This is a genomic window from Metabacillus sp. RB-C-LZQ-3-1 (assembly GCF_058315175.1).
On sequence record NZ_JBZFLI010000003.1, the window covers coordinates 179,317 to 202,333 of the forward strand.

The 23,017-nt window shown below is 36.1% G+C and carries 24 protein-coding genes and 1 pseudogene; 23 read left to right on the top strand and 2 right to left on the bottom strand.

Annotated features, from left to right (window positions below):
• Window positions 1-78: 78 nt before the first annotated feature.
• The 12 genes from AC4GZ8_RS06340 (at window position 79) to AC4GZ8_RS06395 (ending at window position 10,104) form a co-directional block, all read left to right on the top strand.
• Entirely contained in the window at window positions 79-1,020 is a 942-nt protein-coding gene (locus tag AC4GZ8_RS06340) for a Phenylacetic acid catabolic protein (RefSeq protein ID WP_491080977.1), read from the top strand.
• 18 nt (window positions 1,021-1,038) lie between these two features.
• Window positions 1,039-1,356 (top strand): metal-sulfur cluster assembly factor, encoded by a 318-nt coding sequence (locus AC4GZ8_RS06345; RefSeq protein ID WP_491081198.1) that lies wholly within the window; start codon window positions 1,039-1,041, stop codon window positions 1,354-1,356.
• Window positions 1,353-1,580, top strand: a complete 228-nt coding sequence (locus AC4GZ8_RS06350; RefSeq protein ID WP_491080978.1) for a hypothetical protein — start codon at window positions 1,353-1,355, stop codon at window positions 1,578-1,580. The genes AC4GZ8_RS06345 and AC4GZ8_RS06350 overlap by 4 nt, the downstream gene beginning before the upstream one ends.
• Complete coding sequence (locus AC4GZ8_RS06355; protein ID WP_491080979.1) at window positions 1,581-2,219, top strand: Phenylacetic acid catabolic protein; 639 nt, start codon at window positions 1,581-1,583, stop codon at window positions 2,217-2,219.
• The gene (locus tag AC4GZ8_RS06360) at window positions 2,212-2,376 is read left to right on the top strand and encodes a PaaD-like zinc ribbon domain-containing protein (protein WP_491080980.1); all 165 of its coding nucleotides are present in this window, start codon (window positions 2,212-2,214) and stop codon (window positions 2,374-2,376) included. Before AC4GZ8_RS06355 ends, AC4GZ8_RS06360 begins: the two co-directional genes overlap by 8 nt.
• Window positions 2,377-2,392: 16 nt before the next feature.
• Window positions 2,393-3,253 carry a 3-hydroxyacyl-CoA dehydrogenase NAD-binding domain-containing protein gene (locus AC4GZ8_RS06365; RefSeq protein ID WP_491080981.1) on the top strand — a complete coding sequence of 287 codons (861 nt, stop codon included), beginning with the start codon at window positions 2,393-2,395 and terminating at the stop codon, window positions 3,251-3,253.
• Window positions 3,243-3,995: a 3-hydroxyacyl-CoA dehydrogenase family protein gene (locus tag AC4GZ8_RS06370; protein WP_491080982.1), complete on the top strand. Its 753-nt coding sequence runs from the start codon at window positions 3,243-3,245 to the stop codon at window positions 3,993-3,995. The genes AC4GZ8_RS06365 and AC4GZ8_RS06370 overlap by 11 nt, the downstream gene beginning before the upstream one ends.
• Complete coding sequence (locus AC4GZ8_RS06375; RefSeq protein WP_491080983.1) at window positions 3,992-5,191, top strand: thiolase family protein; 1,200 nt, start codon at window positions 3,992-3,994, stop codon at window positions 5,189-5,191. The genes AC4GZ8_RS06370 and AC4GZ8_RS06375 overlap by 4 nt, the downstream gene beginning before the upstream one ends.
• A gap of 12 nt (window positions 5,192-5,203) precedes the next feature.
• Entirely contained in the window at window positions 5,204-6,709 is a 1,506-nt protein-coding gene (locus AC4GZ8_RS06380) for an aldehyde dehydrogenase family protein (RefSeq protein WP_491080984.1), read from the top strand.
• A 59-nt stretch (window positions 6,710-6,768) separates the two neighbouring features.
• The gene (locus AC4GZ8_RS06385) at window positions 6,769-7,566 is read left to right on the top strand and encodes an enoyl-CoA hydratase/isomerase family protein (protein WP_491080985.1); all 798 of its coding nucleotides are present in this window, start codon (window positions 6,769-6,771) and stop codon (window positions 7,564-7,566) included.
• A gap of 258 nt (window positions 7,567-7,824) precedes the next feature.
• Entirely contained in the window at window positions 7,825-9,399 is a 1,575-nt protein-coding gene (locus AC4GZ8_RS06390) for a benzoate-CoA ligase family protein (protein WP_491080986.1), read from the top strand.
• Window positions 9,400-9,666: 267 nt separating this feature from the next.
• Window positions 9,667-10,104, top strand: a complete 438-nt coding sequence (locus AC4GZ8_RS06395) for a GNAT family N-acetyltransferase (protein ID WP_491080987.1) — start codon at window positions 9,667-9,669, stop codon at window positions 10,102-10,104.
• A gap of 117 nt (window positions 10,105-10,221) precedes the next feature.
• Here the strand turns inward: AC4GZ8_RS06395 and AC4GZ8_RS06400 are convergent, their stop codons facing one another.
• The gene (locus AC4GZ8_RS06400) at window positions 10,222-10,998 is read right to left on the bottom strand and encodes a carbonic anhydrase (RefSeq protein WP_491080988.1); all 777 of its coding nucleotides are present in this window, start codon (window positions 10,996-10,998) and stop codon (window positions 10,222-10,224) included.
• A 173-nt stretch (window positions 10,999-11,171) separates the two neighbouring features.
• On the opposite strand from AC4GZ8_RS06400, the gene AC4GZ8_RS06405 reads away from it, so the two are divergent.
• The 6 genes and pseudogenes from AC4GZ8_RS06405 (at window position 11,172) to AC4GZ8_RS06430 (ending at window position 17,431) form a co-directional block, all read left to right on the top strand.
• Window positions 11,172-11,741 carry a CBO0543 family protein gene (locus AC4GZ8_RS06405; protein ID WP_491080989.1) on the top strand — a complete coding sequence of 190 codons (570 nt, stop codon included), beginning with the start codon at window positions 11,172-11,174 and terminating at the stop codon, window positions 11,739-11,741.
• Between the two features lie 357 nt (window positions 11,742-12,098).
• Window positions 12,099-13,222: pseudogene (locus AC4GZ8_RS06410) on the top strand (endospore germination permease).
• Window positions 13,188-14,645, top strand: a complete 1,458-nt coding sequence (locus AC4GZ8_RS06415) for a spore germination protein (protein WP_491080990.1) — start codon at window positions 13,188-13,190, stop codon at window positions 14,643-14,645. The pseudogene AC4GZ8_RS06410 and the gene AC4GZ8_RS06415 overlap by 35 nt, the downstream one beginning before the upstream one ends.
• Window positions 14,642-15,796: a Ger(x)C family spore germination protein gene (locus tag AC4GZ8_RS06420; RefSeq protein WP_491080991.1), complete on the top strand. Its 1,155-nt coding sequence runs from the start codon at window positions 14,642-14,644 to the stop codon at window positions 15,794-15,796. Before AC4GZ8_RS06415 ends, AC4GZ8_RS06420 begins: the two co-directional genes overlap by 4 nt.
• Window positions 15,797-16,006: 210 nt before the next feature.
• Window positions 16,007-16,138 (top strand): hypothetical protein, encoded by a 132-nt coding sequence (locus tag AC4GZ8_RS06425; RefSeq protein WP_491080992.1) that lies wholly within the window; start codon window positions 16,007-16,009, stop codon window positions 16,136-16,138.
• Between the two features lie 873 nt (window positions 16,139-17,011).
• The gene (locus AC4GZ8_RS06430) at window positions 17,012-17,431 is read left to right on the top strand and encodes a DUF5392 family protein (RefSeq protein ID WP_491081199.1); all 420 of its coding nucleotides are present in this window, start codon (window positions 17,012-17,014) and stop codon (window positions 17,429-17,431) included.
• A 29-nt stretch (window positions 17,432-17,460) separates the two neighbouring features.
• Here the strand turns inward: AC4GZ8_RS06430 and AC4GZ8_RS06435 are convergent, their stop codons facing one another.
• Complete coding sequence (locus tag AC4GZ8_RS06435) at window positions 17,461-17,652, bottom strand: hypothetical protein (protein WP_491080993.1); 192 nt, start codon at window positions 17,650-17,652, stop codon at window positions 17,461-17,463.
• A gap of 266 nt (window positions 17,653-17,918) precedes the next feature.
• On the opposite strand from AC4GZ8_RS06435, the gene AC4GZ8_RS06440 reads away from it, so the two are divergent.
• From AC4GZ8_RS06440 to AC4GZ8_RS06460, 5 genes are all read left to right on the top strand, one after another.
• Window positions 17,919-18,383 (top strand): YfmQ family protein, encoded by a 465-nt coding sequence (locus tag AC4GZ8_RS06440; protein WP_491080994.1) that lies wholly within the window; start codon window positions 17,919-17,921, stop codon window positions 18,381-18,383.
• Between the two features lie 171 nt (window positions 18,384-18,554).
• Window positions 18,555-19,991, top strand: a complete 1,437-nt coding sequence (pdxR, locus tag AC4GZ8_RS06445; RefSeq protein ID WP_491080995.1) for a MocR-like pyridoxine biosynthesis transcription factor PdxR — start codon at window positions 18,555-18,557, stop codon at window positions 19,989-19,991.
• A gap of 228 nt (window positions 19,992-20,219) precedes the next feature.
• Window positions 20,220-21,059, top strand: a complete 840-nt coding sequence (locus tag AC4GZ8_RS06450; protein WP_491081200.1) for a helix-turn-helix transcriptional regulator — start codon at window positions 20,220-20,222, stop codon at window positions 21,057-21,059.
• Between the two features lie 14 nt (window positions 21,060-21,073).
• Window positions 21,074-21,832 (top strand): sugar phosphate isomerase/epimerase family protein, encoded by a 759-nt coding sequence (locus AC4GZ8_RS06455; protein WP_491080996.1) that lies wholly within the window; start codon window positions 21,074-21,076, stop codon window positions 21,830-21,832.
• Window positions 21,833-21,852: 20 nt separating this feature from the next.
• Window positions 21,853-23,016 (top strand): Gfo/Idh/MocA family protein, encoded by a 1,164-nt coding sequence (locus AC4GZ8_RS06460; RefSeq protein WP_491080997.1) that lies wholly within the window; start codon window positions 21,853-21,855, stop codon window positions 23,014-23,016.
• Window position 23,017 lies beyond the last annotated feature (1 nt).

A 23,017-nucleotide genomic window follows, 5' to 3' on the forward strand; every position in this document is an offset into this window, starting at 1 on the left:
TGACAGAATATTGCGGATGATCTATATTATTAAATATAGACGAAGAAAATAAAAACGTAATGAAAATGAGGTGTAACAATGAGTACAAATCAAGCTGAGGTTTTATTAGAGAAAGTCCAGAATGGCTTTAAGGTAGAAAATATTGATGATATGAATGAAGAGTATTTAAAGGCATTAAGGCAAACGTTGACGATCGTTGGAGATACTGAGCTTCTAAGTGTTCCCCCGCTTTTAACTGTCTATAATCAAGCACCGAACCTTAACTATAAAATTACTGCACTAGCAGTCATGCAGGATGAAATTGGTCATGCTCATATTGCTTACAGGTTATTGGAGGATTTAGGTGAGGATGTTAACAGCCTGTTGTATGAGCGCCAGCCGAACCGTTGGAAAAATCCTTATGCCTTTGATTTTAAATTAGAAAATTGGATTGAATTAGGTGTCTTTAACGGGTTATTTGACCGGGCAGGATATACCTTATTGGGAGATGCACATGAGCATACATCATACGGGCCTTGGAAACGTGCACTAGTAAAAGTGGATAAAGAAGAATTATTCCATTTAAGAAATGGCGAAATCATCATGAAAGCTGGTATGAAAAAACCAGAAACAGCAAAGCAAGTCCAAGAGGCTGTCGATTGGATGTTCTTAATGGCATTGGAATTTTTTGGAGTAACAGATGGGTTGAAAAGCCGTTCGGCACAACTTGATTATAGATTAAAAGGAAGAACAAATGATGAGCTTCGTCAAAAGTGGTTATCAACAGCTGTTCCATTCTGTGAGTCGATCGGAGTAAAAGTTCCAGCTCATTATGATGAAGAGGAAGGCAAATATGTCTTGGACGTACCGTTCCCTTGTAAGTTTGATGTAGAAAATAAAAAATGGTTATTCGATCAACCTGATACATGGGAAAACGTGATTAAACGCTTCAAAGCCCGCGGCCCGGAAAATGAAGAATTTGTTAATAGAATTCAAAAGGGTTTTAAGGAGTTACAAGAAATGAGAGAAGAGGTGGTTTAAGTGTTGGACGGAACAACTATGAATGAACAAGCAACAGCAACATATTGGAATGCTCTCAAGGAAGTAATGGATCCTGAATTTCCTATCAGTGTTGTTGATATGGGCTTAATCTATGAAATTATGAAAAATGAAAATCAATTAGAAGTGGTTATGACATATACGTCAACAGGGTGTGCCTGTATGCAGTGGATTGAAAGCGATATCAGAGAGCGCTTGCTTAAGGAAGAAGGAATTGATGAAGTAGATATTAAGGTTGTATGGGATCCCCCTTGGACAGTTAATAACCTAAGTGAAGAAGGAAAAAAGAAATTAAAGCATTGGGGGGTAAGTTCATGACAGAAACAAAACAGATTGATTACTTGCTTTTTACCCGAATTAAGCGAGGAGATGATCTTATCCAGGTAGGGTCATTTAAAGCAACCTGTGACGATTTAGCGAAAATATACGCTGAACATATTTATGATGAGGAAGATTGGGTAGAAATGTATGTTGTGCCGAAAGAGTCATTGATATGCTTGCGCAGTCCGGAACCATTGTTCAAAAAGGAAGGGGTGAACTAAATGACAGAACAAAATTACAGCTCATTAATTAATCTTGCTGAAACGATAGCGGATAATAAATATATTTTAGGAGACCGGCTTGTTGAAATTGGTGTAAGCGGACCGACACTTGAAGCAACACTTTCAGCAATTGCAATGGCACAACAGGAATTAGGTCATTCCAGACTCATTTATAGATGGGCAAATGATTTAAAGGGTGCTAATGGCAGCAGAGTGGAGATTAAAGATCAAACAGGGAAGGCATTTGCACGAAATGTAGAAATAAGCAATTGGATTGAGCTAATTGCTGGACTTTATGCAGTAAATGTAGCAGTAGATTTAGTCATGCGAGCAATTATTGAAGGAAGAAATACGGAGATTAATCATCCATTTAGTAAAATGCTAAAAGAACAAAACGACCACCTCGTATATTCAAAGGTTTGGTGTAAGCAATTACTAAATGATCAGGGATCTATTCCTACACGCTTCAAAATCTCATTGGAGAAAGTGATGATTGAAGTTGTTGACTGGTTAAAGACAGTTGAATCAGATTCTTTCTTAATCTCAGAAAATATTATTAATCAAAATGAAAACTTAGTTGCTAAGTGTAAAGAAGTTGTAAATGAGTTACTAAATGTTGGAGCGGTTTCCAATGCTTGAACAATGTGCTGAAGTAAAATGTGCATTTTGTTCGTCAAGTGAAGTAGAAAAGATATCATCATTTGGGACAGCACAATTAGTAAGGCAATATTATTGTAACAATTGCCGCTGTGTTTTCGAATATATTCGTTGGCAAGATGATCAAACGAAAGAATGAAAGGTGTCGACAAACAATGGGGCAAATAAAACAAATTGGTGTAATCGGATCTGGAACAATGGGTGCCGGTATCGCACAATTAATGATTCAAAACGGCTACAGAACAATTATTTATGATATCCATCATGATCTTTTAAAAAAAGCGAAAGTAACGATTGAAGCAAAGTTAAACCGTTTAGTCGAAAAGAAGAAAATAACAAATGAAGAAAAGACCTCAGCCATAGACCTCTTAGACATTACAACAGACTTACAGGACTTCAAAAACTGTCAGCTAGTCATTGAAGCAGCCCCAGAAAAAATTGAAATTAAACGATCTCTTTTTAAAGAATTAGAAGAAATTTGTTCACAAGATGCAATCTTAGCAACAAACACATCGTCACTATCCATTACAGAAATTTCAGGCCATCTATCACATCCGGAACGTGTCGTAGGATTTCATTTTTTTAATCCAGCACCATTGATGCCTTTGGTGGAAGTGATCCAAGGATTAAAAACAGAGCCTGAAACAGTTGAAACATTAGTTGACTTTGCAAAAGGCATGAACAAAACGCCTGTCACCTGTAAGGATACCCCTGGATTTATTGTGAACCGTGTTGCGCGCCCTTTTTATAATGAAGCAATAAGAATAATGAATGATCAAGTGGCAGATGTTGAGCAAATTGATCGCATTATGAAACGGGCAGGGAAATTCAAAATGGGCCCTTTTGAATTACAGGATTTAATAGGTATTGATGTGAATCTTGCTACAACGAAATCAGTTCACGCTAGCTTTTATGGAGAAACTCGATTTAGGCCGCATTTTTACCAGGAACGAATGGTTCAAGCAGGTACGTTAGGAAGGAAGTCTAATGGAGGATACTTTCATTATGATGAATAAAACAATCGCCGTTATAGGTGAAAATTTACTAGCTAAAAACTTAGTAGAGGATCTAAAGAAAAACACAAAGGGAGATATTCTCTTTAATGAGTTTTCTTTGTTGGAGCATGCTGATATCGTCATCGAAACAACGAATCTTCATGTACAGGAGAAAAAAAGAAAGCTCCAAGAAATAGAGTCTATCGTATCGTCTAATACTTGTCTTTTAACATCTATTCTTCAAGTATCTGCAACAGAAGCAGCATCATGGTTGCACCATCCAGAAAGACTTGTAGGGTTCGCTGCTTTTGCGGATTTCCACGACAATGAACTTGTTGAAGTGGCGCTTCCTTTGCAGGCTGAACCGCATTTTCTTCAAATTGTGAACTCTATGTTTCGATTACTAGATTTAGAGACAGAAGTTGTGGAGGATGAGGTCGGCTTAGTATTTCCGCGTATTCTTTCACTCATTATTAATGAAGCTGCCTTTGCCCTAACAGAAGGCACGGCATCTGTTCATGATATTGATCAAGCTATGAAAAAAGGAACAAATTATCCGCTTGGACCTTTTGAATGGTGTGAAAAGATTGGATTAGATGATGTTTACGCTGTTTTGCAAGGATTATATAAACAATTTGGTGAAGAGCGTTATAGACCAGCACCTCTTATCAAAAAGCTTGTTTATGCAGGATGGATTGGCGGCGAAAAAGATAAGTGTTTTTATCACTATCAAAATCGTAATTTGAAGGAGTTTTCACTATGAAAGAAGCGGTCATCATTGATGCTGTTCGAACACCAATAGGCAAGTTGAATGGCGCTTTAACCAGTGTAAGACCTGATGATCTTGCGGCACATGTGATAAAAGAATTACTTAATAGAGTCCCAATAGAAAAAAATCTCATTGAAGATGTCTACTTTGGGTGTGCAAACCAAGGTGGTGAAGATAATCGGAATGTCGCAAGAATGGGGCTGCTTTTAGCGGGAGTACCTGAAACCGTGTCAGGTGTAACTGTCAATCGATTATGCGGTTCTGGACTAGATGCGGTCAATCAAGCATCCTCAGCGATAAAAGCAGGTTTAGGTGATGTATTTATTGCAGGTGGTACAGAAAGTATGACAAGAGCTCCATATGTCATGATGAAGCCGCATGTAGCAAATCCTCGAGGAAATCAAACTTTATATGACACAACAATAGGCTGGCGCCTTGTTAATCCTAAGCTTGCAGAAATCTACCCTCCTATTAGTCTAGGAGAAACAGCTGAAAATGTAGCTGAAAAATACAAGATTTCAAGAGAAGAACAAGATGAATTAGCATTTCTTAGTCAAAAGAAAGCAGCACATGCGATAAAAACAGGCAGATTTAAAGAGGAAATTGTTCCAATTGAGATTTCTCAAAAGAAGGGTGCGGCTGTTTCGTTTCAAACAGATGAGCATGTAAGACCAGACACAACGTTGGAAGCGTTATCTAAGCTTCACCCTGTTTTCCGGGATGGAGGAACCGTTACAGCTGGTAACTCCTCGGGGATTAATGACGGTGCAAGTGCGTTATTAATTATGGAAAAAGAGATCGCTCAACAACTTGGCTTAAAACCAATCGCAAAAATTGTTACATCGGCTGTAAGTGGTGTAGATCCCGGTTATATGGGCATAGGTCCAGTCCCTGCAACACAAAAAGCATTAAAAAGAGCAAATCTGACGATACAAGATCTGGATCTCATCGAAATCAACGAGGCATTTGCCGCTCAATCTGTTGCATGTATAAAAGAGCTTGGACTTCCGTTGGAAAAGGTCAATGTAAATGGTGGAGCCATTGCTTTAGGACACCCCCTTGGCTGTAGTGGAGCCCGAATAGTCACAACACTTGTTCATGAAATGCAAAAACGGGATGTCCGCTATGGATTAGCCACAATGTGTATAGGGGTTGGTCAGGGAATCAGCACAATTATTGAAAAACTTTAAGGAGTGATCGATGTGATAAATGTGAGCAATCAAACTCGTGTATTAAAAGACAGCTATCAATTATTTATTAACGGTGACTATTCAAACAGTAGTAACAATGAATTCTTCGAAACGTATAATCCGGCAACCGGAGAAGTGTTAGCAAAGGTTGCAAAAGCAACAAAAGATGACGTTGATCGAACAGTTGAAGCGGCAAGAAATGCATTTGAGACTGGAAAATGGCCAAGACAAACTCATACAAAACGCGCAAGATTATTAAATAATATTGCAGCGATTATGAGAAAGCGTTTTAACGAATTGGTAGAAGCAGAAGTTTTGGATACTGGTAAAACAGTTGCTGCAGCACAAGGTCAAATAACTCAAGCTATCGAAGATTTTGAATTTTATGCTGGAGCTATTTCAACTTTTGGAGGCCGTACAAACCCTATGCCGAACGGATTCTTTAATTACACACTAAAGGAACCAGTCGGTGTTTGTGCACAAATTATCCCTTGGAATTATCCATTAATGATGGCTGCTTGGAAAGTCGCTCCTGCACTAGCTGCGGGATGTACCATTATTTTAAAACCTGCATCAAATACACCAATTACCGCATACATGCTCGCGGACATATGCCACGAGGCTGGCGTACCTGAGGGTGTTGTAAATGTCATCACGGGTAGCGGCTCTGAAATTGGACCATATCTTACAGAACATCCTGGTGTCGATAAAGTTGCGTTCACAGGGGAAACGGAAACAGGCAAGGACATAATGGCGAGAGCCTCTGAAACATTAAAACGAGTGACACTTGAATTGGGTGGTAAATCACCAAACATTGTGTTCGATGACTGTGATATAGATGGAGCAGTTGTGGGTTCACTTTATGGGATTTTTTATAATACAGGTCAATCTTGTGAAGCGCGATCACGACTTTTTGTACACGAAAACATCTATGATGAATTTTTAGAAAAGTTCATAGAAAAGGCAAAGCGGTTAAAAGTAGGTGATCCCTTCAACAAAGAAACCCATATGGGAGCATTAATTTCAAAAAGCCATGAAGAGGTGGTGGATGGCTATGTGAAGCTAGCAATCCAAGAAGGAGGCGAGGTTTTATACGGAGGCAAACGTCCGGAAGGCCCTGAATTTGAAAAAGGCTATTGGTATATGCCAACCATTATCGGCAATGTCACTAATGATATGAGGATTGCACAAGAGGAAGTATTTGGTCCAGTCGTCGTTGTGATGAAATTCAGCGATGAAAAAGAAGTACTTAAATTAGCTAACGACACAATTTTTGGCCTTGGATCAGCTGTATGGACGAAAGATCATGGAAAAGCTCATCGAATTGCAGCAGGTTTGCGGGCTGGTATTGTGATGGTGAATAATCCAATTTCAGCATTCCCTGGAACACCATTTGGCGGCTATAAACAATCAGGGTTCGGAAGAGAGCTGAGCATCGAGACTTTGGATTTATATACAGAAACAAAAAGCGTTGTCTCTTATATAGGAGAGCGTCCATTAAATCTATTTGGAATTTGATGTTAGATTCATAGTTTGTTAAACCAAAAAAATTAGTTAAACAAATGGGAGGAATTAAAATGTCTACAGCAGAAACAAAAACAAAAAATTTAACAGTGGTTAAAAACGAGGGAATCGCAGAAGTACACATACATGTAAACAAAACAAATGCTTATGATCTTGAATATTACAGAGAATTAAATGCGGCAATTGATGATATACGCTTTGATAATGATATTAAAGTCGCTGTTTTAATGAGTGATATGCCGAAGTTTTTCTCAGCTGGAGCAAATATTAATTTCTTAAAAGCAGCAGAGCCTCGTTTTAAAACACAGTTTTGCTTATTCTGTAATGAAACACTAGATAAAATCGCCCGCTCACCACAAATTTGGATTGCTTGTTTAGAAGGACATACAGTTGGCGGCGGATTGGAAATGGCACTGGCTTGTGACTTACGCTTTATGGGAGATGAAGCAGGTAAAATCGGATTACCTGAAATTACATTAGGGGTATTAGCTGGAACTGGAGGAACACAACGTTTAGCTCGTCAAGTAGGCAATTCTAAAGCACTTGACCTTAATTTAACTGGTGAAACACTAACACCACAAGAAGCTTTAGATATTCAATTAGTTGATCGTGTTTTCCCTCAAGCTGAAACAAGAGCAAAAACATTGGAATACGCAGAGAAAATTGCCAGCAGTGCAACATATGCAGCATCAAATATTAAACTATCCATTATGAATGGAAAAGAAATGCCATTAAATGTAGCTGTTCGTTACGAAGGTGAGCTTCAAAATCTACTATTCCGTTCACAAGATGCTCAAGAAGGGCTAAGCGCATTCATTGAGAAGCGTGAAGCTAATTGGTCTGGGAAATAAGAGGATTACACACCAGTTAGGAGAATATTAAATCAAAAGGGAAAGGTTCTGCCTTTGCCTTTTGATTCATGTTTTATCATAATGTATAAGTTTTTATGGAAGATAAAATAAGAAAAGCTAAGGCTTTCGCCATAGGATTTGGCGATAAGCCAAGTTTTTCTAATTAGTGTTTTTTTGACTTGACTAATAAGGAAGAAAATTTTCATTCTTACATGTGAATCAAGTTCATAAAATACGTTTTTCATTGGGGGGAAAAATGTGATCGAATCAGCAATAAGCTTTAAGGGATTAAAGGAGCGTTATAATGCAGCTAATCGGTTTATAGAAGAAAATGTACGAAGAGGATTAGGTGAAAAAGTAGCAATTATTGATGATGATGAACAGGTAACATACAACGAACTTCTTCAACGGGTGAATAAATTTGGAAGCGCTTTAAAGAATCTTGATATTGAAAGTGAAAATAGAATTATTCTATTAACATATGATTCTTCCGAGTTTATTGCTACTTTTTTTGGTGCAATGAAAATAGGTGCCATCCCAATTCCTATTAGCACAATGTTGCAGCCCCAAGATTATGAGTATATGTTAAATAATAGTCGTGCAAAGGTTCTTGTTGTTCATGAGAACATATGGAACAAGTTACAAGAGTATAGAGAACGCTTTGTCTTCCTTAAACATGTTATTGTCATTTCTAATCAAACTTTAAAAAGTACGGATGTTTTAGATTTTTTTGAAATCACAAATCGTGCATCTTCTGATATACAATCTATTTATACAACTGCTGAAGATCCATGCTTTTGGCTTTATAGTTCAGGAAGTACAGGCAATCCCAAAGGCGTTATCCATTATCATAGAAATATGGAAGCTGCTTTTGATAATTATGCTAAACAAGTATTGCAAATTACCGACAAGGATATTACGTTTTCTGCCTCAAAACTATTTTTTGCTTACGGGTTAGGAAATGGAATGTATTTCCCGCTGGGAGCAGGCGGGACAACCGCTCTAATGAAGGATAGACCAACTCCTGAAAACACCTTTAATAAAATAGTAGCCGCAAAGCCAACAGTCTTTTTCGGTGTTCCAACGCTTTATGGAGCAATGATTAATTATGTTGAAAAAACCGGTAAGATCCCGGATCTTTCTTCTGTAAGAATCTGTGTATCTGCTGGAGAAGCACTGCCATCAGCCTTCATAGAAAAGTGGAGAGAAATTTTTAATTTGGATATCCTTGATGGAATTGGTTCCACTGAGGCCTTACACATTTTCCTGTCTAATCGTATTGGTGATGTAAAAAGCGGCAGTACAGGAAAAGTGGTTCCTGGATATGAGGCAAGAATTCTCGATGAAAACTCACAAGAGGTTGGACCTAATGTGACCGGCGATTTGGTTATTAAGGGTGAAAGCCTAACTGGCGGCTACTGGTGTAATATCGAGGAAAATCATCGTAAATTTTACGGCGAATGGATGTACACAGGAGATAAGTATTATCGTGATGAAAATGGCTACTTTTGGTACTCAGGCCGTTCGGATGATATGTTAAAAGTCGGAGGCATATGGGTCTCTCCTATCGAGATTGAAACAGTACTTTATCAACATGAAAAAGTAATGGAGGTAGCAGTTATTGGAAAGAAAAACGAGAATAACCTCGTATACCCTAAAGCTTATATTGTCTTAAAAGAGGGAGTATTGCCATCTGAAGAACTGGCTGATGAATTGAAGGCTTTTGTAAAAAATAACCTGGCCCCTTTTAAATATCCAAGGGAAATAGAATTTTTAGAGGAATTACCAAAAACTACAACAGGTAAAGTACAAAGATTCAGATTAAGAACTTAAATCATAATAGTAACTAAAAACGATTAAGTTGAGAGAAACACTAGAGTCATTAATAAAGTTATTGATTCTAGTGTTCCTTTCTATTAAATTGATAAAATGAATCTCATTACACTCATAGAATTTGACTACGCAATCCCTCCACAATCAAGTCTTATTCTCCATATATCCCTTTTTCCATTGAAAAGGTGCTGATCAGAGCAGGAATGATTGAGAGAGAAATTGTATATAAAACCATAAATACGTGTTTATAAGAGGTGGTTTAGAATAATGAAAATAAATATAAGGTTAGCAACTAAAGCGGATGCAGAGGATCTTTCTCGACTCAATCATGAATTTAACGGTGGTGATAGAAGAGCTGTATCTGAAATCCTTCATAGTCTTAACCACAGTAACGAATTGGTTGCAATTGCGGTGCTAAACGGCGAGACTATGGGATTTGCATGTGCACAAAGTTTTTCTTCGTTTTGTTACGATGAGCTACAAGGAGAAATAACAGAAGTATATGTCAGAGCATCAGCTAGAAGGCAGGGGTTAGCCACCGCTATGATAACTTTATTGGAAGAAAAACTCTATAACCGTGGAGTTAGAGAAATAAAAGTTTTGACGGGAAAAACAAATGACAAAGCAATAAAGGTGTATGAATCTTTAAAATATGAAATGAAAAATGAACGATTGTTTTATAAAGAACTTTACTTCCGTCAATAGGTCTCATCATTCGAAATAGAAGGCAAAGAACGCCTTCTATTTTGAACATTAAACTTGTTAAGAAGGTACTACTGTTTTTCTTGTCAAAAATAGCTGAGGATTTAGCACATCTTTAGCTTAATGTATCCTTTTAAAAACGACTCGATTGTTAAGTGGCTGTAAAGGTCTATCATTTGAAGGATATAATTCTGCAAACGATCTAATTTGTCTTTGTTCCATTTCTATAGGTTCTTTAAGTATGAACCATGTCACATCTTCTGTACACGGGGGTGTTGTTAATGAACCATCATAAGTAAAGAATGACTTATCTTTAGGCAAGAGAGCTGTTAGATTTATTGGCTTTTCCACGATTTCCTCAGAACTAATGGTTCTTGGGAGATGTTCAAAAACATTTTTCAAAACATTGTTCTGCAATCCCTCTTTAACAAAGATCCCCACTACGGCCAATTTCCCGTTTGAATGTTGATGGACCAAATGAATTTCGATAGGGAACTCCTTATTGTTTATTTCATGTTCACTTTGATGATGAAAATGCAATTGCTTAAGAATATATCTTTCATTGTCAATCCATAAACTATTTTCTTGATTACGCGGGATGACCTCTATCGTGTGTCCTGTATTTAATACCTTAAAAGGAGTTGTTGTATAACGAAATTTTAATGGATCCAAATCAGTCGCTTCTACTAAATTTGCCGTATTGATATTTATTGGTGATTGTTCAAATCCTTTCGAACATTTTACATAAGCAGGGTCTAATGATCCCCAGTATTCCGGTCCTGTCTTTCCTGAGTAAGACCATTTTAGCGGTGCTGAATGTGCACTTTCAAAAATAAAAAATAAGCTAAATATTAACACGAGAATTAAACATTTACTAAAGAGTGTGTTCCATTTCATATTATGATTCCTTTCTCATTTAAAATGAATGAAAATTTCATTTCATAAGTAATGTAAGGAATTTGGGATATTTTATTCATATATGAAAGAAAAGGGTGAAAAAAGCAGATACATGACAATTAACTAAAAGTTAAATACTACATCTATATTTTATAGGTAGGGAGTCAAATGACATGTTTCAACCGCCAATTAAAATTAATGATATGTTTGATAAAGAGTATAAAGTAATAGATGAGGCTAATAATCATGTTGCTAGTATTTGGGTTGATCATATCCTGTTCTCGACTAGTTGGTGGGTTACTGTTGCATTAAGTATTATGCCTTGGGTTATTTGGCTCTGGTTTAGAAAAAAGGACAGCACTAAACGATTGCTACTTGGCGGCTTTTGGGTAATGTTTATTTCTACTTATTTGGATTACCTAGGTGTCACGCTAGGGCTTTGGAGATACAATGTGAAAACAATTCCCTCCATTCCGGATTTTATCGCATGGGATTTCTCTCTAATGCCTGTAACAATTATGTTCTTTTTACAAATAAAAACAGAGAAAAACCCAATTATTAAGGGACTTATCTTTGCTGCGATAACGGCATTTCTTGCAGAACCTTTTTTTAATTGGTTAGGGTTTATAGATTATCCGGGATGGCACTATTGGGCTTCTTTTCCTATTTATTTGGTTATTTATTTAATTGCCCATTATTTAGTTAATAGTGATACCTTTCATCCTTTGAGTCAAAGGAAATAACTTTGATACTAATATGTGTTAAAAAAGAAAGCTCTTTTCTATAAAATGTTTGTTGTTTAACGATGTTCTATGTACAAAAAATAATTCGGTGGATTGAAGCGAAAGGTATGAGACCCTTGTGGGAGCAGCGTGACAGGCGCTTGCGTTGAGGTAGCACACCTGCACGCCCCACGGAAGGCGAGCATCCTAAGAGCTGTAATCAACCATGCACAATACGTATTACTTTAGCAAAAACAGCCAAAAAAGAGACTTTATTAAATTGCCCAGATTTTAGACAAGATTTATGCAAAATCCTTCCTGATATTTGTAAATTAATTGGAAATAATACGTACTATCCTATAGAAGTATGGTGAGTGTATGCAAAGCATAGTAAAAGTGTTACTTCCTAGACAATTGGTATTATTGCTAATCTTATCAACTGGATTATTGAATCATGTCATACTAATCCCGAATTTACTTACTGCAGCAGGAAGAGATAGTTGGGTAAGTGTAATCATTAGTTACCCAATATCCTTATTATTTCTTTGGCTAATTTATTATATTGTAAAAAATTCCCCTCAAGAAGGATTCTTCTCATTCATTAGGCGGAGGTTGGGAAGAAACATTTCAATTATGTTATCTATACCTCCGATTTTGTTTTTATTCACAAGTTCTTATGTCACGATTCGGGATTTAATGATTTGGTTAAGTGCCTACTTTCTTTCAGATTCATCTATTCTGTTGATAACCTTGTTTTAATTATTTCATGCTTTATCGTCACACTTGCTGGTGTAAAAAACATGGCGATTGCTAGCGGAGTTTTATTACCTATTGTTATTTTATTGGGGATTTTTATCTCTTTAACCAATAGTACCTATAAGGACCCGAGTTTATTGCTTCCTATTTTCTCTGATGGGTTTCCTAAAGTTTTAAAAGGGAGCATCTATGTGTTATCAGGACTTCTTGAAATCTATGTCATGATTTTGCTACAGCCATTTTTACAGGAACCTATTAAATTTAAGCATCTATTAATTGTCATGACTATTTTTACTGGTCTTATACTTGGACCTCTTACAGCATCGTTAATGGAATTTGGGTTAGAGTCTATCAACTTTCGTTATCCAGCCCATGAACAATGGCGAATATTAAGCATTGGTGAATATATATCACATTTAGATTTTTTCGCATTATATCAGTGGCTTAGCGGGGCGTTGATAAGAGTTGGATTATTAATGTATCTACTATGCGCATTATTTTCATCCAAGAAACACAGTTATATTTTAAATCCAAAGGTAGTTATATTTGTGTATCTCATATTATTTACCTCTATGTTAATAAATGTTGAATCACATTATTTTTTTAAATACTTGTACTTATATTATTTACCATTAAGCTTTTTATTTTTCTCTATTCAAATCATACTATCAGCATTACTTTTATTTATTTTAAAGAAAAGGGATGAACAACATGACAAAAACAACAAGTTCGAATCCTCAAGCTAATGAAAGTAAAACTGGGATAGTTGACAAGTTAAAAGATCAATTTAAGCTAAGTCAGGATTTAATTTATAAAAAGCATTGTATTGAAAATGAATCTTTTGACATTATGTTTTTTGAAAGTTTAATCGACACGCAGTATTTAGATAAGAACATTTTACCTACGCTAAGTATACATACAGATAAGCCAATAGATCATAAGCTTACATCCTTTTTTCAAGCAGAAGATGTTTCGTTAAAGTCAAAAGATCAGCTTTCAGATTTGCTTTTCCAAGGAAATATTTTTTTCCTAACAGAGGACAAAGTTCTAAGTATACAAGCTGGAGAGTTTCCTAAACGGGATCCGGAAGAATCATCACTTGAAACATCAATAAGGGGCCCTAGGGATGGGTTTGTAGAGGATATCAAAACAAACATCTCCTTAATTAGAAGAAGATTAAATACCTCTTCTTTATGTCTAGAACATTATACGATTGGGAAAAGAAGCAAAACTAAGGTCGCTTTGATGTATCTCGATGATATCATTGACAAAAGTGTCCTTAAGGAAATAAAAACACGTTTAAACAAAGTGGAATTAGATATATTAACAAGTATTTATGAGCTCGAATCAAGTGTACGAGACAGACCCTATTCTGCTTTTCCGACTATGTCTTATTCTGGTAGGCCTGACTTTATTGTTCAGTCGTTAAATCAAGGCAGGTTTGCTCTTTTGGTTGATGGAAATCCATCTGTTGTTTATGCACCAACCAATTTTCTTTTAGAAACAAAATCTCCCGAGGATTCCTATATCAGCTATTTCTTTGTTTCAATGGAGCGTATGATAAGGTTGCTTGGGGCTTTTATATCAGGGTTTTTACCTGGAATCTGGATCGCTTTTTCTTCCTATAATATTGAACAGATTCCCTATTTGCTAGTAGCTACTATCTCCGTTTCCCGTTTCGGACTACCTTTATCAGCCCCGATTGAGATGTTTGTCATATTATTCTTATTTGAGCTCTTTAATGAAGCTGGGATTAGGCTGCCCCGAGCTATTGGCCAAACTGTAGCTGTCTTAGGAGGCTTAATCGTTGGTGATGCTGCGATTCGTGCCGGACTAACATCCCCAACTATGTTAGTTGTAGCTGCTATAACATATATATCTTCCTTTACTTTAGTCAATCCATCATTAAGTACTTCTTTAGCTGTCATTAGATTTTCGGTTATCTTATTGAGCACATTTTTTGGGTTATTTGGCGTTATCATAGGTTTTATTTTATCGATCTTATACTTGTCGAGCCTTACTTCTTTTGGGGCACCATATCTTGGTTCAGTTGCTCCGATTAATTTAAAAGAAGTGATGAAAGCATTTTTAAAGGTCCCGCAACAATACTATAAATCAAGAACAGCTTTAACTAGTCCTAATGACCCTACAAGAGGTGATAATGAATGAAACAATTCTTGATAATTACTTTCGTCTTTACTAGCAGTATGTTCTTATCGGGGTGTACAGGATTAAAAAACATTCAGGACTTAACCTATATTGTAGCAATTGGCATGGATTATGATCAGGGAAAAGATGAGTACACAGTTTATCTTCAGGGGTTGAATTTTGCAAACGTAGCAAAGCAAGAGGGAGGGAGGCCGACTGAACCGGTTCCAATTTTTGTTGCCACTGAAACAGGGGAAACCCTCAATTTAGCTGTAAGTAAATTATATAAAAAGTCAGAGCCTCCATTATTTTTCGGTCATGTCCGTACTCTTGTGCTTAGTAAAAATATCGTTACTCATCGTTTTGAAGAAGTGATAGAAGAGGTTAGTAGAAATCGATCCCTTCGGCCAACACTTAATGTCATGACAACGGAAGAAAATATTTTAGATGTTTTTACTATCAAAGCTTTATTTCATTACCCGGCTATATATACTGTTCTTTTTAAAAAAGGCGGTGTTGAATTATCTCAAGATGAAATTAGACCTTCGACATTAATGAATTTTCTAAGATCTTATTATGAACCAATGGGTGCGGCGAAATTGACCTCATTAAAAATTGATCAAAATCAATGGAAGGCAGATAAAGAATTTCCAATTCTATATATCGATGGATATTCAATGTTTCAGACGCAAAAATTTAAAAAAGATCTTCCTTTTCATGACTCAGTATTTATTAATTGGCTGCTTGAAAAGAATGTCACATTAGATCAAAAAGTAGAAAAAGGGGGAGAACTTGTAGCGGCTGTTGAGCTCACTAAACCAAGGATGAAAGTACAATATAATAAAGGAACGAAGAAGCCAAGCTTCTCTATAAACCTTTCAGTTAAAGGAGATTTGCTGGAAAAAATAAAAGATATTCCATTAGAAGAATTAACAAAACTAATTGAGGATGACATAAAAAAGAGAATAACAGCCCTTTACCAAGAAGGGGTGGATAATGAAATAGATGTATTAAATATTGGTAGGAAATGGTATCTAACGCATCCGAAGGAATATAGTGAATTAAAAAACTCCAAGAATTTTTATCTAAATAAAGAAGCATTATCCGATGTGGAGGTTGATGTGAATATTTTCCACTTCAACACGTATAAATATAAAAAAATGGTGAAATAAAGGGGAAAAAAGATATGGGAGTAAAGCTTTCAATTTCTTGATTATAAGGAGTTGAAGGCTTTTTATTTGTACAAGAAGGAGAAATATATGGAAATGTATGAAAGGGGAGTGATTATACGTTTTCAAAAGGGATGTTATCGTTTTCTAAGACTTTGTCAAAATGAAACATTGATTTGATAATAGGATTATCCTTAAGAAGGAGGGGTTCAAATGAAAAAAATAACGAATTTTTTAAATACCTATGGGAAGTACTTATATGCTTTTTCTATGGCTTTTAAACCTTGCAGTAAAGCTGAAATCGAATATATGTTGAAAATGTACCGAGATGATTTGAATCTATAAGCTCTTCAAACACTATCTAGATTTTCCTCTTTTCTTCCGCTGTTCTTCGATTTTTCTTTTCCAGCAACCGTCAATTAGTCTTATTAGTAATAAGTTTTTAGGTTTATTGTATTGATTAAAGCTTGCCCGACAAAAACAATATCTAAATTTTGAATGATTTGCCCTAATAACCAAATAAGTGAATAGGAATTCACTTTTTTTATTGACCAAAAATTTAATTTGTTATAAGATATACATATAGTTCACTAGTTTAACTAAAATTGAAGATCCTCTTTAAGGGGAGTAGCTTTTACAGCAAAGTCGTCATTACGGAGTGCTATCTCTCGGCTTTGTTGGCAACAGTTGTTGTTAGCGAGACCTTACCAATTTGGTATAGGTCTATTTGTGTACATAAAAATTGGCCTACACCAAGTGTATAAGGCCATTTTTATGTACCGGGAAATAATAAAAAATTATTGAACTGTGGATAAGCGCTTTGGCATCCAGCTTCGAAGCACAGGATGTGCAAGTGCAGTCTTTGCGACAGGACGTCGCGTTTTGACTGCCAGCGCCTAGACTCTCTAGGGTCTAGCCAATTTAGAATGGAAGGCAAAGAACGCCTTCTATTCTAAATCGTCTTATTTGCCCGAGGCTGATCAAGGCGCTTGCGCTTTTGTACACAGATAAGAAAGTATAAAATTTTGTACTTAGTGTAGGTGTCTAGCTCCAGCGCCTATCGCCTATCAAACTTCAGATCATCTCCCTAAGATAAGTCAACATCGGTTCGCTTCGCTTACCGTGTTTCCTAAATCTTTAGTCGATGCTCCTCCAGTTTGTACGGCGATGACCAAGGCGCTTGTGCTTTTCTTATGTTAAGGAGGAATAAAGTTGAATATGTTTACAAATATACCTAGATATGTAGAGAAGGAAATGGAAGAAATTCAAAAACGAACACAGCCAATTATTAGAAAAACAAGGAAATACTCGTTCCTAGCTATTCTGATTATTCCTATTTCGATTATGAATTTGCTTAGTTTAGTTTTTTTCACACCTTGGAGCGAAGAAGTGTTTATTTCTACAATTATATTTGCAGCCATTGGAGCGTTAGGATTTGCATTTCAAAAAGAAGTAAGGTATTCCGTTAAGGAAATTCATAAGATTAGCATTGCTTATATGAAGGAAAGGGTAGAAAAAAGCAGAGTACTTGATCCAGGTCGTCAGCATCATTATATTGAGCTGCTTAATACTCAGCCTAAGAAAACATTCATAACCTTTCAGCGTTTTTTAGAGGAAGAAAATCGGTTATTACATTAATCATGAATAATAGTTTATGAAAGCAAACGTTACCTCAGAACAATATAAATACCAACTGCGATAATAGATATAACAATGACAATCGCGTAAATGGATGTTAATCTCGTTACATTTCCTTTCGTTTTTTTACTGTATTGATGATCATGATCATTTGCCGCGAAAATTGTTCCTATTAATGCAAGCAGGGCAAGAGTAATGATAAGAAAAACAGCTACTGACATTGAATATGCTCCTTTGTTTAAAAAGTGAAGGTGTTGATCAAATACATATATTAATGTATTTGATCAAATATTAAACCATCCAATTCGGAAGTAATTTTACCATCCACTTATCCATTCTAATAGAATGCTAGTGAATAAGTGGTTGGTAAAAGTTCTCGATAATTGGATGGTTTTTTATTTTGGAAATTATATTATGATATTTTCTATTAATGAATGGAATCATTACTATGTAAAACATGCAAATCATGTTAGAGGGAGTGACTATTATGACATGGGCTTTTATTATTTCGTTTTTACTTGCAGTTTTTAAAATTGCCGTAACATGTATTCCATCAGATGGAGTAGATTGGATTATTAATAAATTCTCGCTACATCAGAAGCTTGATTCAAAAGATGTCACGGTAACATTTAAGGGCACATACTTAGAGGAAACTGAAAAAGCTCGTTTTACTGCTGATTTTAATGAAGCAATGTTTTTGGAAAAATACTTTATATTTCCAGGTAATGAAGAGTTGTTTTTGAATCCAGAAACTGATGTTATCCCATTTGTTATAAACGTAGTAAAAGGTAATAAAAATGTTAAAATATTTGTTTTTAGCTATGAAGACCGAGTTGATGTGGTCAAACAGATTAAGAAAAAAGTAGTGTCTTATAGTCTTAGATCTGAAAATCTACAAAACATTAGCTTATCACCTAAAGTCTCAAACGCAGGTATCATATTAAGAAATTAATTGAAAGCATGACCCTTGGTTATAAAACCAAGGCTTTTTCGTTTTTTATAGTTAAATATTTTGAAATTAATAAGCAGTAAAAAATACTATGAAGGTTACTAGAGATTTTACTGTGTTCATCTAATTCATTATAATAATGCATAAAGAAACATTGGAAGGTATGAGAATGGTATGGATTGGAAACCAAATCGTGCAGATAAGAAACCTATTTACAAACAGATTGCAGCTTATATTGAACAGGGAATTTCTTCGGGGATGTTTCCACCAGCCAGTTTGTTACCTTCAGAACGGGCACTTGCAACAGAATTGCAAGTAAATCGAAGTACAGTGGTAGCTGCTTATGAAGAGCTGCAATCGTTAGGGATCGTTGTACGAAAAAAAGGCAGCGGGACACGAGTTAGTACTGACATATGGGGAATTACTCAAAAGCGTATCCCAAATTGGGGGAGATATGTAGAAGATGGCTCATTTTTGCCAAATCTTCCTTTAGTACAACGAATTCGTCAGGAAACTGAAAAAGATGAGCTAATTAATCTGGCTAGCGGTGAATTAAATGCAAGTTTGTTCCCGACCGATCAGTTTCAAAAAATTCTTTCAAAGCAGCGATTCACCGGATATCTAGGTTATGATCATCCACAAGGAAATACGATCTTGAGAGACACGATTTCTTCTCACGTAAGAGAGTATAAAAATATTGATACGAATTCTTCTTCAATTCTAATTACATCAGGCGCTCAGCAGGCACTTCACCTTATTGTTCAATGTCTGTTAAAACCTGGAGATGCTGTTGCAATTGAGGATCCATCTTATTGTTTTTCTCTCCCCATTTTCCAGTCTGCAGGACTAAGGACGTTCCTTTTGCCTGTGGATGAGCATGGTATGAATCCTGATGATCTTGTATCTTTACATAAAAAGCATCGAATACGTATGGTGTTTTTAAATCCTGATCATCATAACCCAACAGGAACCGTACTTTCTTTAGCACGTCGACAGCGTGTTTTAGAATTATCTGCCGAATTTGGTATTCCGATTATTGAGGATGATCCCTACAGTTTAACAACCTTTGATGGGAGTGTAAATTCAACATTAAAATCGATGGACCAAAATGGAAATGTATTATATATTAGTTCTCTATCAAAAATCGTTGCGTCAGGCTTAAGAATTGGATGGATCATTGGACCGCCTCAAGTAATTCAACGTTTAGCTGATGCCAAGCAACAGGTTGATTTTGGACATAGTATTTTTCCGCAATGGATTGCCAATGAATTTTTAAGTTCATCTCATTTTGATTCACATATATCACGACTTCGAAAAGAATTGAAGCGGCAAAGTGATGAGATCGTGGATAGTTTGCATACATTATTGGGGAATCAGACCGAGTTTTTTGTACCAAAGGGTGGTATCCATATGTGGTGTAAGTTAAATGAAACTGTTAATGAATATCACTTGCTCGAGGTATCGATGAAAAGGGGACTAGCTTTTGTTCCGGGCAGTATATTTGGATCGAAGAAAGGGTTTGTACGCTTTACGTTTGGTCGGGGGGAAACGCACATCATTCGAGAAGGGATTGTGCGATTTGCGGAAGCATTAAAGGAAATTCAAACTTAATAAATTAGTATTAAATATGGAAATGTTTGAACTTGGTATGCCCTATGGCTGCCAAGTTTTTATTTATTAAAAAGAGGACTTAACCTGTAAACGTTTAAATAATAAAGAAGTAATAAAAGACTCTCAGATAATTTTAATAGAAAACAAGATAATATGAGACGATGAATGAACCAAGTGTTTTCACTATAATAAGGGTAATCCATTGGAAGTTTTATTGATTTGAATGAAATGTTGTCAGCTAGCTATCGAAACAAATGGAATGGGGAACATTCCTTTTCTTATCATTCTCATCAAGATTATGAAATTTATTTTTTCCATGGAGGGGAATGCAGATATTTAATTCATAATCAAATTTATGACTTAGTACCTGGTGACATTATTGTAATGGATGGTTTAACATTGCATAAACCATATGTAAGGCCAACAAAGGAATATGTTCGGAGTGTCATTCAATTTTCTCCTATTTGGATTAAAGGTCTGCTTATGGAAATGGGCAGTATGTATTTGCTGGAAACCTTTCAAAAGCTGCATAATTGTTTAATTCGTACAAATGAAAATGAAGAATCAAAGGAATTAGAAAAGGTTTTTTTCCGTTTAGCTACATTAAATAAGTCAGCTAATATGCCGAGCCTACAGGTTGAGACTGAAATGAAAGTATTGCTGCTTCAAGCATTGATACTTGTTTATAGGCTTGGAGAAATGAATTCGATTGAAATTCCGAATCAAAAAGAAGAGAAAACACGGCATGCTGAAAACATTGCAGATTATATCCAACAGCATTTTATGAACAAATTAACCTTGCAAAGTATTGCTGAAAAGCTGAATTTAAGCAGATCCTATGCTGCTAAAGTATTTAAATTGATGACTGGCTATACAATCATGGAATATGTAATGGAATGCAGACTCACACAGGCAAAATATTTACTTGAAATGAAACCGCTTAAATCGTTAAAAGATGTCGCGTATGAATCTGGTTTTGAAAGCCCCACACATTTTAGCCGTTATTTTCGCGAAAAGGTAGGTGTAACGGCGAAGGAATACCGAAAAATACGATTAAATCATCAATGAAGGATGGGTTTAGTATGGATCATAAATTTGCAGCACAATTATATACATTACGTGAAGAGATAAAGGAAGGTATTCATCCGTTATTTAAAGCGCTTAAGGAAATGGGCTGGGCTGGCGTGCAAATTTCAGCTTTGCCTAAAGATTATGATCAACATGAAGTCGCCTTGGCTTTAAAAGAAAATAACTTGCAGGCAGCCGGAATGCATATATCATTAGATCGCTTAACAAATGATCTGGAAGGTGTATTAATCGAAGCAGATTTATACGGAACGAAGGATATTATCCTGCCATCGATTCCTAAAGATTTACATCATGCCGAAGGATTTAAAGAAATTAAGAAACGCTTAAACGAGATCAAGAATAAAGCACCTGAATATCGTATTTCTTATCACAATCATGCATTCGAATTTGACATAGACATTGAAGGACAGGACGGACTTCGCTATCTGCTTGACCCTGCAAATGATAATCATATTCTTGCAGAAATTGATGTGTATTGGATAAAAAAAGCTGGTTTGGATCCGTTGGAATATATCACTCCCTATGCCAATCGGATGCCGATTATCCATTTGAAGGATATGACAAAAGATGAACGTCGAACTTTTGCGGAAGTAGGAACAGGTGTTATTGACTTTATTCCAATTCTGCAATGGGGAGAAGCAAATGGAATCGAATGGTATGCAGTTGAGCAGGACATTTGTGAAAGGCCTCCATTAGAAAGCTTAGAAATGAGCTTAAGATACTTACAGAAAATTACTGAAAAAATAAAATGAATGTATTTGAGGTGAAGTAAATGACGTTGATTAAAGTAGGTGTTATTGGCATTGGAAATATGGGGACATCACACGCAAAGTTTTTAGCGGATGGAAAAATTGAAGGAGCTATTCTTTCGGCAATTTGTGATCCAAATCAAGATCAGCTTGATGCGATATCCAATTACGCCTCATCCAAGGTAAAGACTTTTCTTGATGAGGATACTTTTTTAAATGAATCTGGTATTGATGCTATCCTTATTTCAACACCTCATTATGATCATCCGAAACTAGCAATAAAGGCGTTTGCTAAAGGGATGCATGTCCTTATTGAGAAACCAGCAGGAGTATATACCAAAGATGTAGCAGAGATGAACATTGCAGCAAAGGAAAGCGGAAAAGTTTTTAGCATTATGTATAATCAGCGGACAAATCCGATTTATCAAAAGCTGCGAAGTCTTATTCAGGCTGGTGAATTAGGTGAGATTAAACGGACGAATTGGATTATTACAGATTGGTACCGCTCTCAAAGCTATTATGACTCAAGCGAATGGCGAGCAACTTGGCAAGGTGAAGGAGGAGGAGTGTTATTAAATCAGGCCCCACACCAGCTGGATTTATGGCAGTGGACAACAGGGCAGATGCCAAAGCGAGTCCATGCCTTTTGCCATAATGGAAAATATCATGATATTGAAGTCGAGGATGATATTACTGCATATGTAGAATATGAAAATGGTGCAACAGGAGTATTCATTACATCAACAGGTGAAGCACCTGGCACAAATCGTTTTGAAATTGCCGGTGATCGCGGGAAAATGGTTGTCGAAAATAATAAACTATCCTTTTATCGCCTAACCCAATCAGAACGTGAATTTAACGCAACTTATAAAGGTGGTTTTGGGAGTCCGGAATGTTGGACAATTGATGTGCCTATAGAGGGGGAAGGGACAGGTCACCAGGGAATTATTCAAAACTGGATTGATGCGATTACGAAAGGAATTCCATTATTAGCACCAGGTGAAGAAGGAATTAAAGGCCTTGAAATTTCAAATGCGATCTATTTATCCTCATGGATAAATGAACCGGTTGAATTGCCAATTGATGCAGAGCTTTTTTATGAAAAGCTGCAAGAAAAAATAAACCAATCTACTTTTCAAAAAAAGAATGTAACGAAAATGAATTTAGATGTGACAGGCACACATTAAA

Excerpts from the sequence above, each read along its gene's own strand:
- AC4GZ8_RS06375 (WP_491080983.1), top strand. The coding sequence starts at position 3,992 with ATGAAAGAAGCGGTCATCATTGATGCTGTTCGAACACCAATAGGCAAG.
- AC4GZ8_RS06385 (WP_491080985.1), top strand. The coding sequence starts at position 6,769 with ATGTCTACAGCAGAAACAAAAACAAAAAATTTAACAGTGGTTAAAAAC.
- AC4GZ8_RS06405 (WP_491080989.1), top strand. The coding sequence starts at position 11,172 with ATGTTTCAACCGCCAATTAAAATTAATGATATGTTTGATAAAGAGTAT.
- AC4GZ8_RS06450 (WP_491081200.1), top strand. The coding sequence starts at position 20,220 with ATGTTGTCAGCTAGCTATCGAAACAAATGGAATGGGGAACATTCCTTT.
- AC4GZ8_RS06455 (WP_491080996.1), top strand. The coding sequence starts at position 21,074 with ATGGATCATAAATTTGCAGCACAATTATATACATTACGTGAAGAGATA.
- pdxR (WP_491080995.1), top strand. The coding sequence starts at position 18,555 with ATGGATTGGAAACCAAATCGTGCAGATAAGAAACCTATTTACAAACAG.
- AC4GZ8_RS06370 (WP_491080982.1), top strand. The coding sequence starts at position 3,243 with ATGATGAATAAAACAATCGCCGTTATAGGTGAAAATTTACTAGCTAAA.
- AC4GZ8_RS06345 (WP_491081198.1), top strand. The coding sequence starts at position 1,039 with ATGAATGAACAAGCAACAGCAACATATTGGAATGCTCTCAAGGAAGTA.
- AC4GZ8_RS06350 (WP_491080978.1), top strand. The coding sequence starts at position 1,353 with ATGACAGAAACAAAACAGATTGATTACTTGCTTTTTACCCGAATTAAG.
- AC4GZ8_RS06430 (WP_491081199.1), top strand. The coding sequence starts at position 17,012 with ATGTTTACAAATATACCTAGATATGTAGAGAAGGAAATGGAAGAAATT.
- AC4GZ8_RS06435 (WP_491080993.1), bottom strand. The coding sequence starts at position 17,652 with ATGTCAGTAGCTGTTTTTCTTATCATTACTCTTGCCCTGCTTGCATTA.
- AC4GZ8_RS06400 (WP_491080988.1), bottom strand. The coding sequence starts at position 10,998 with ATGAAATGGAACACACTCTTTAGTAAATGTTTAATTCTCGTGTTAATA.
- AC4GZ8_RS06440 (WP_491080994.1), top strand. The coding sequence starts at position 17,919 with ATGACATGGGCTTTTATTATTTCGTTTTTACTTGCAGTTTTTAAAATT.
- AC4GZ8_RS06395 (WP_491080987.1), top strand. The coding sequence starts at position 9,667 with ATGAAAATAAATATAAGGTTAGCAACTAAAGCGGATGCAGAGGATCTT.
- AC4GZ8_RS06340 (WP_491080977.1), top strand. The coding sequence starts at position 79 with ATGAGTACAAATCAAGCTGAGGTTTTATTAGAGAAAGTCCAGAATGGC.
- AC4GZ8_RS06415 (WP_491080990.1), top strand. The coding sequence starts at position 13,188 with ATGACAAAAACAACAAGTTCGAATCCTCAAGCTAATGAAAGTAAAACT.
- AC4GZ8_RS06360 (WP_491080980.1), top strand. The coding sequence starts at position 2,212 with ATGCTTGAACAATGTGCTGAAGTAAAATGTGCATTTTGTTCGTCAAGT.
- AC4GZ8_RS06365 (WP_491080981.1), top strand. The coding sequence starts at position 2,393 with ATGGGGCAAATAAAACAAATTGGTGTAATCGGATCTGGAACAATGGGT.
- AC4GZ8_RS06460 (WP_491080997.1), top strand. The coding sequence starts at position 21,853 with ATGACGTTGATTAAAGTAGGTGTTATTGGCATTGGAAATATGGGGACA.
- AC4GZ8_RS06420 (WP_491080991.1), top strand. The coding sequence starts at position 14,642 with ATGAAACAATTCTTGATAATTACTTTCGTCTTTACTAGCAGTATGTTC.
- AC4GZ8_RS06355 (WP_491080979.1), top strand. The coding sequence starts at position 1,581 with ATGACAGAACAAAATTACAGCTCATTAATTAATCTTGCTGAAACGATA.
- AC4GZ8_RS06425 (WP_491080992.1), top strand. The coding sequence starts at position 16,007 with ATGAAAAAAATAACGAATTTTTTAAATACCTATGGGAAGTACTTATAT.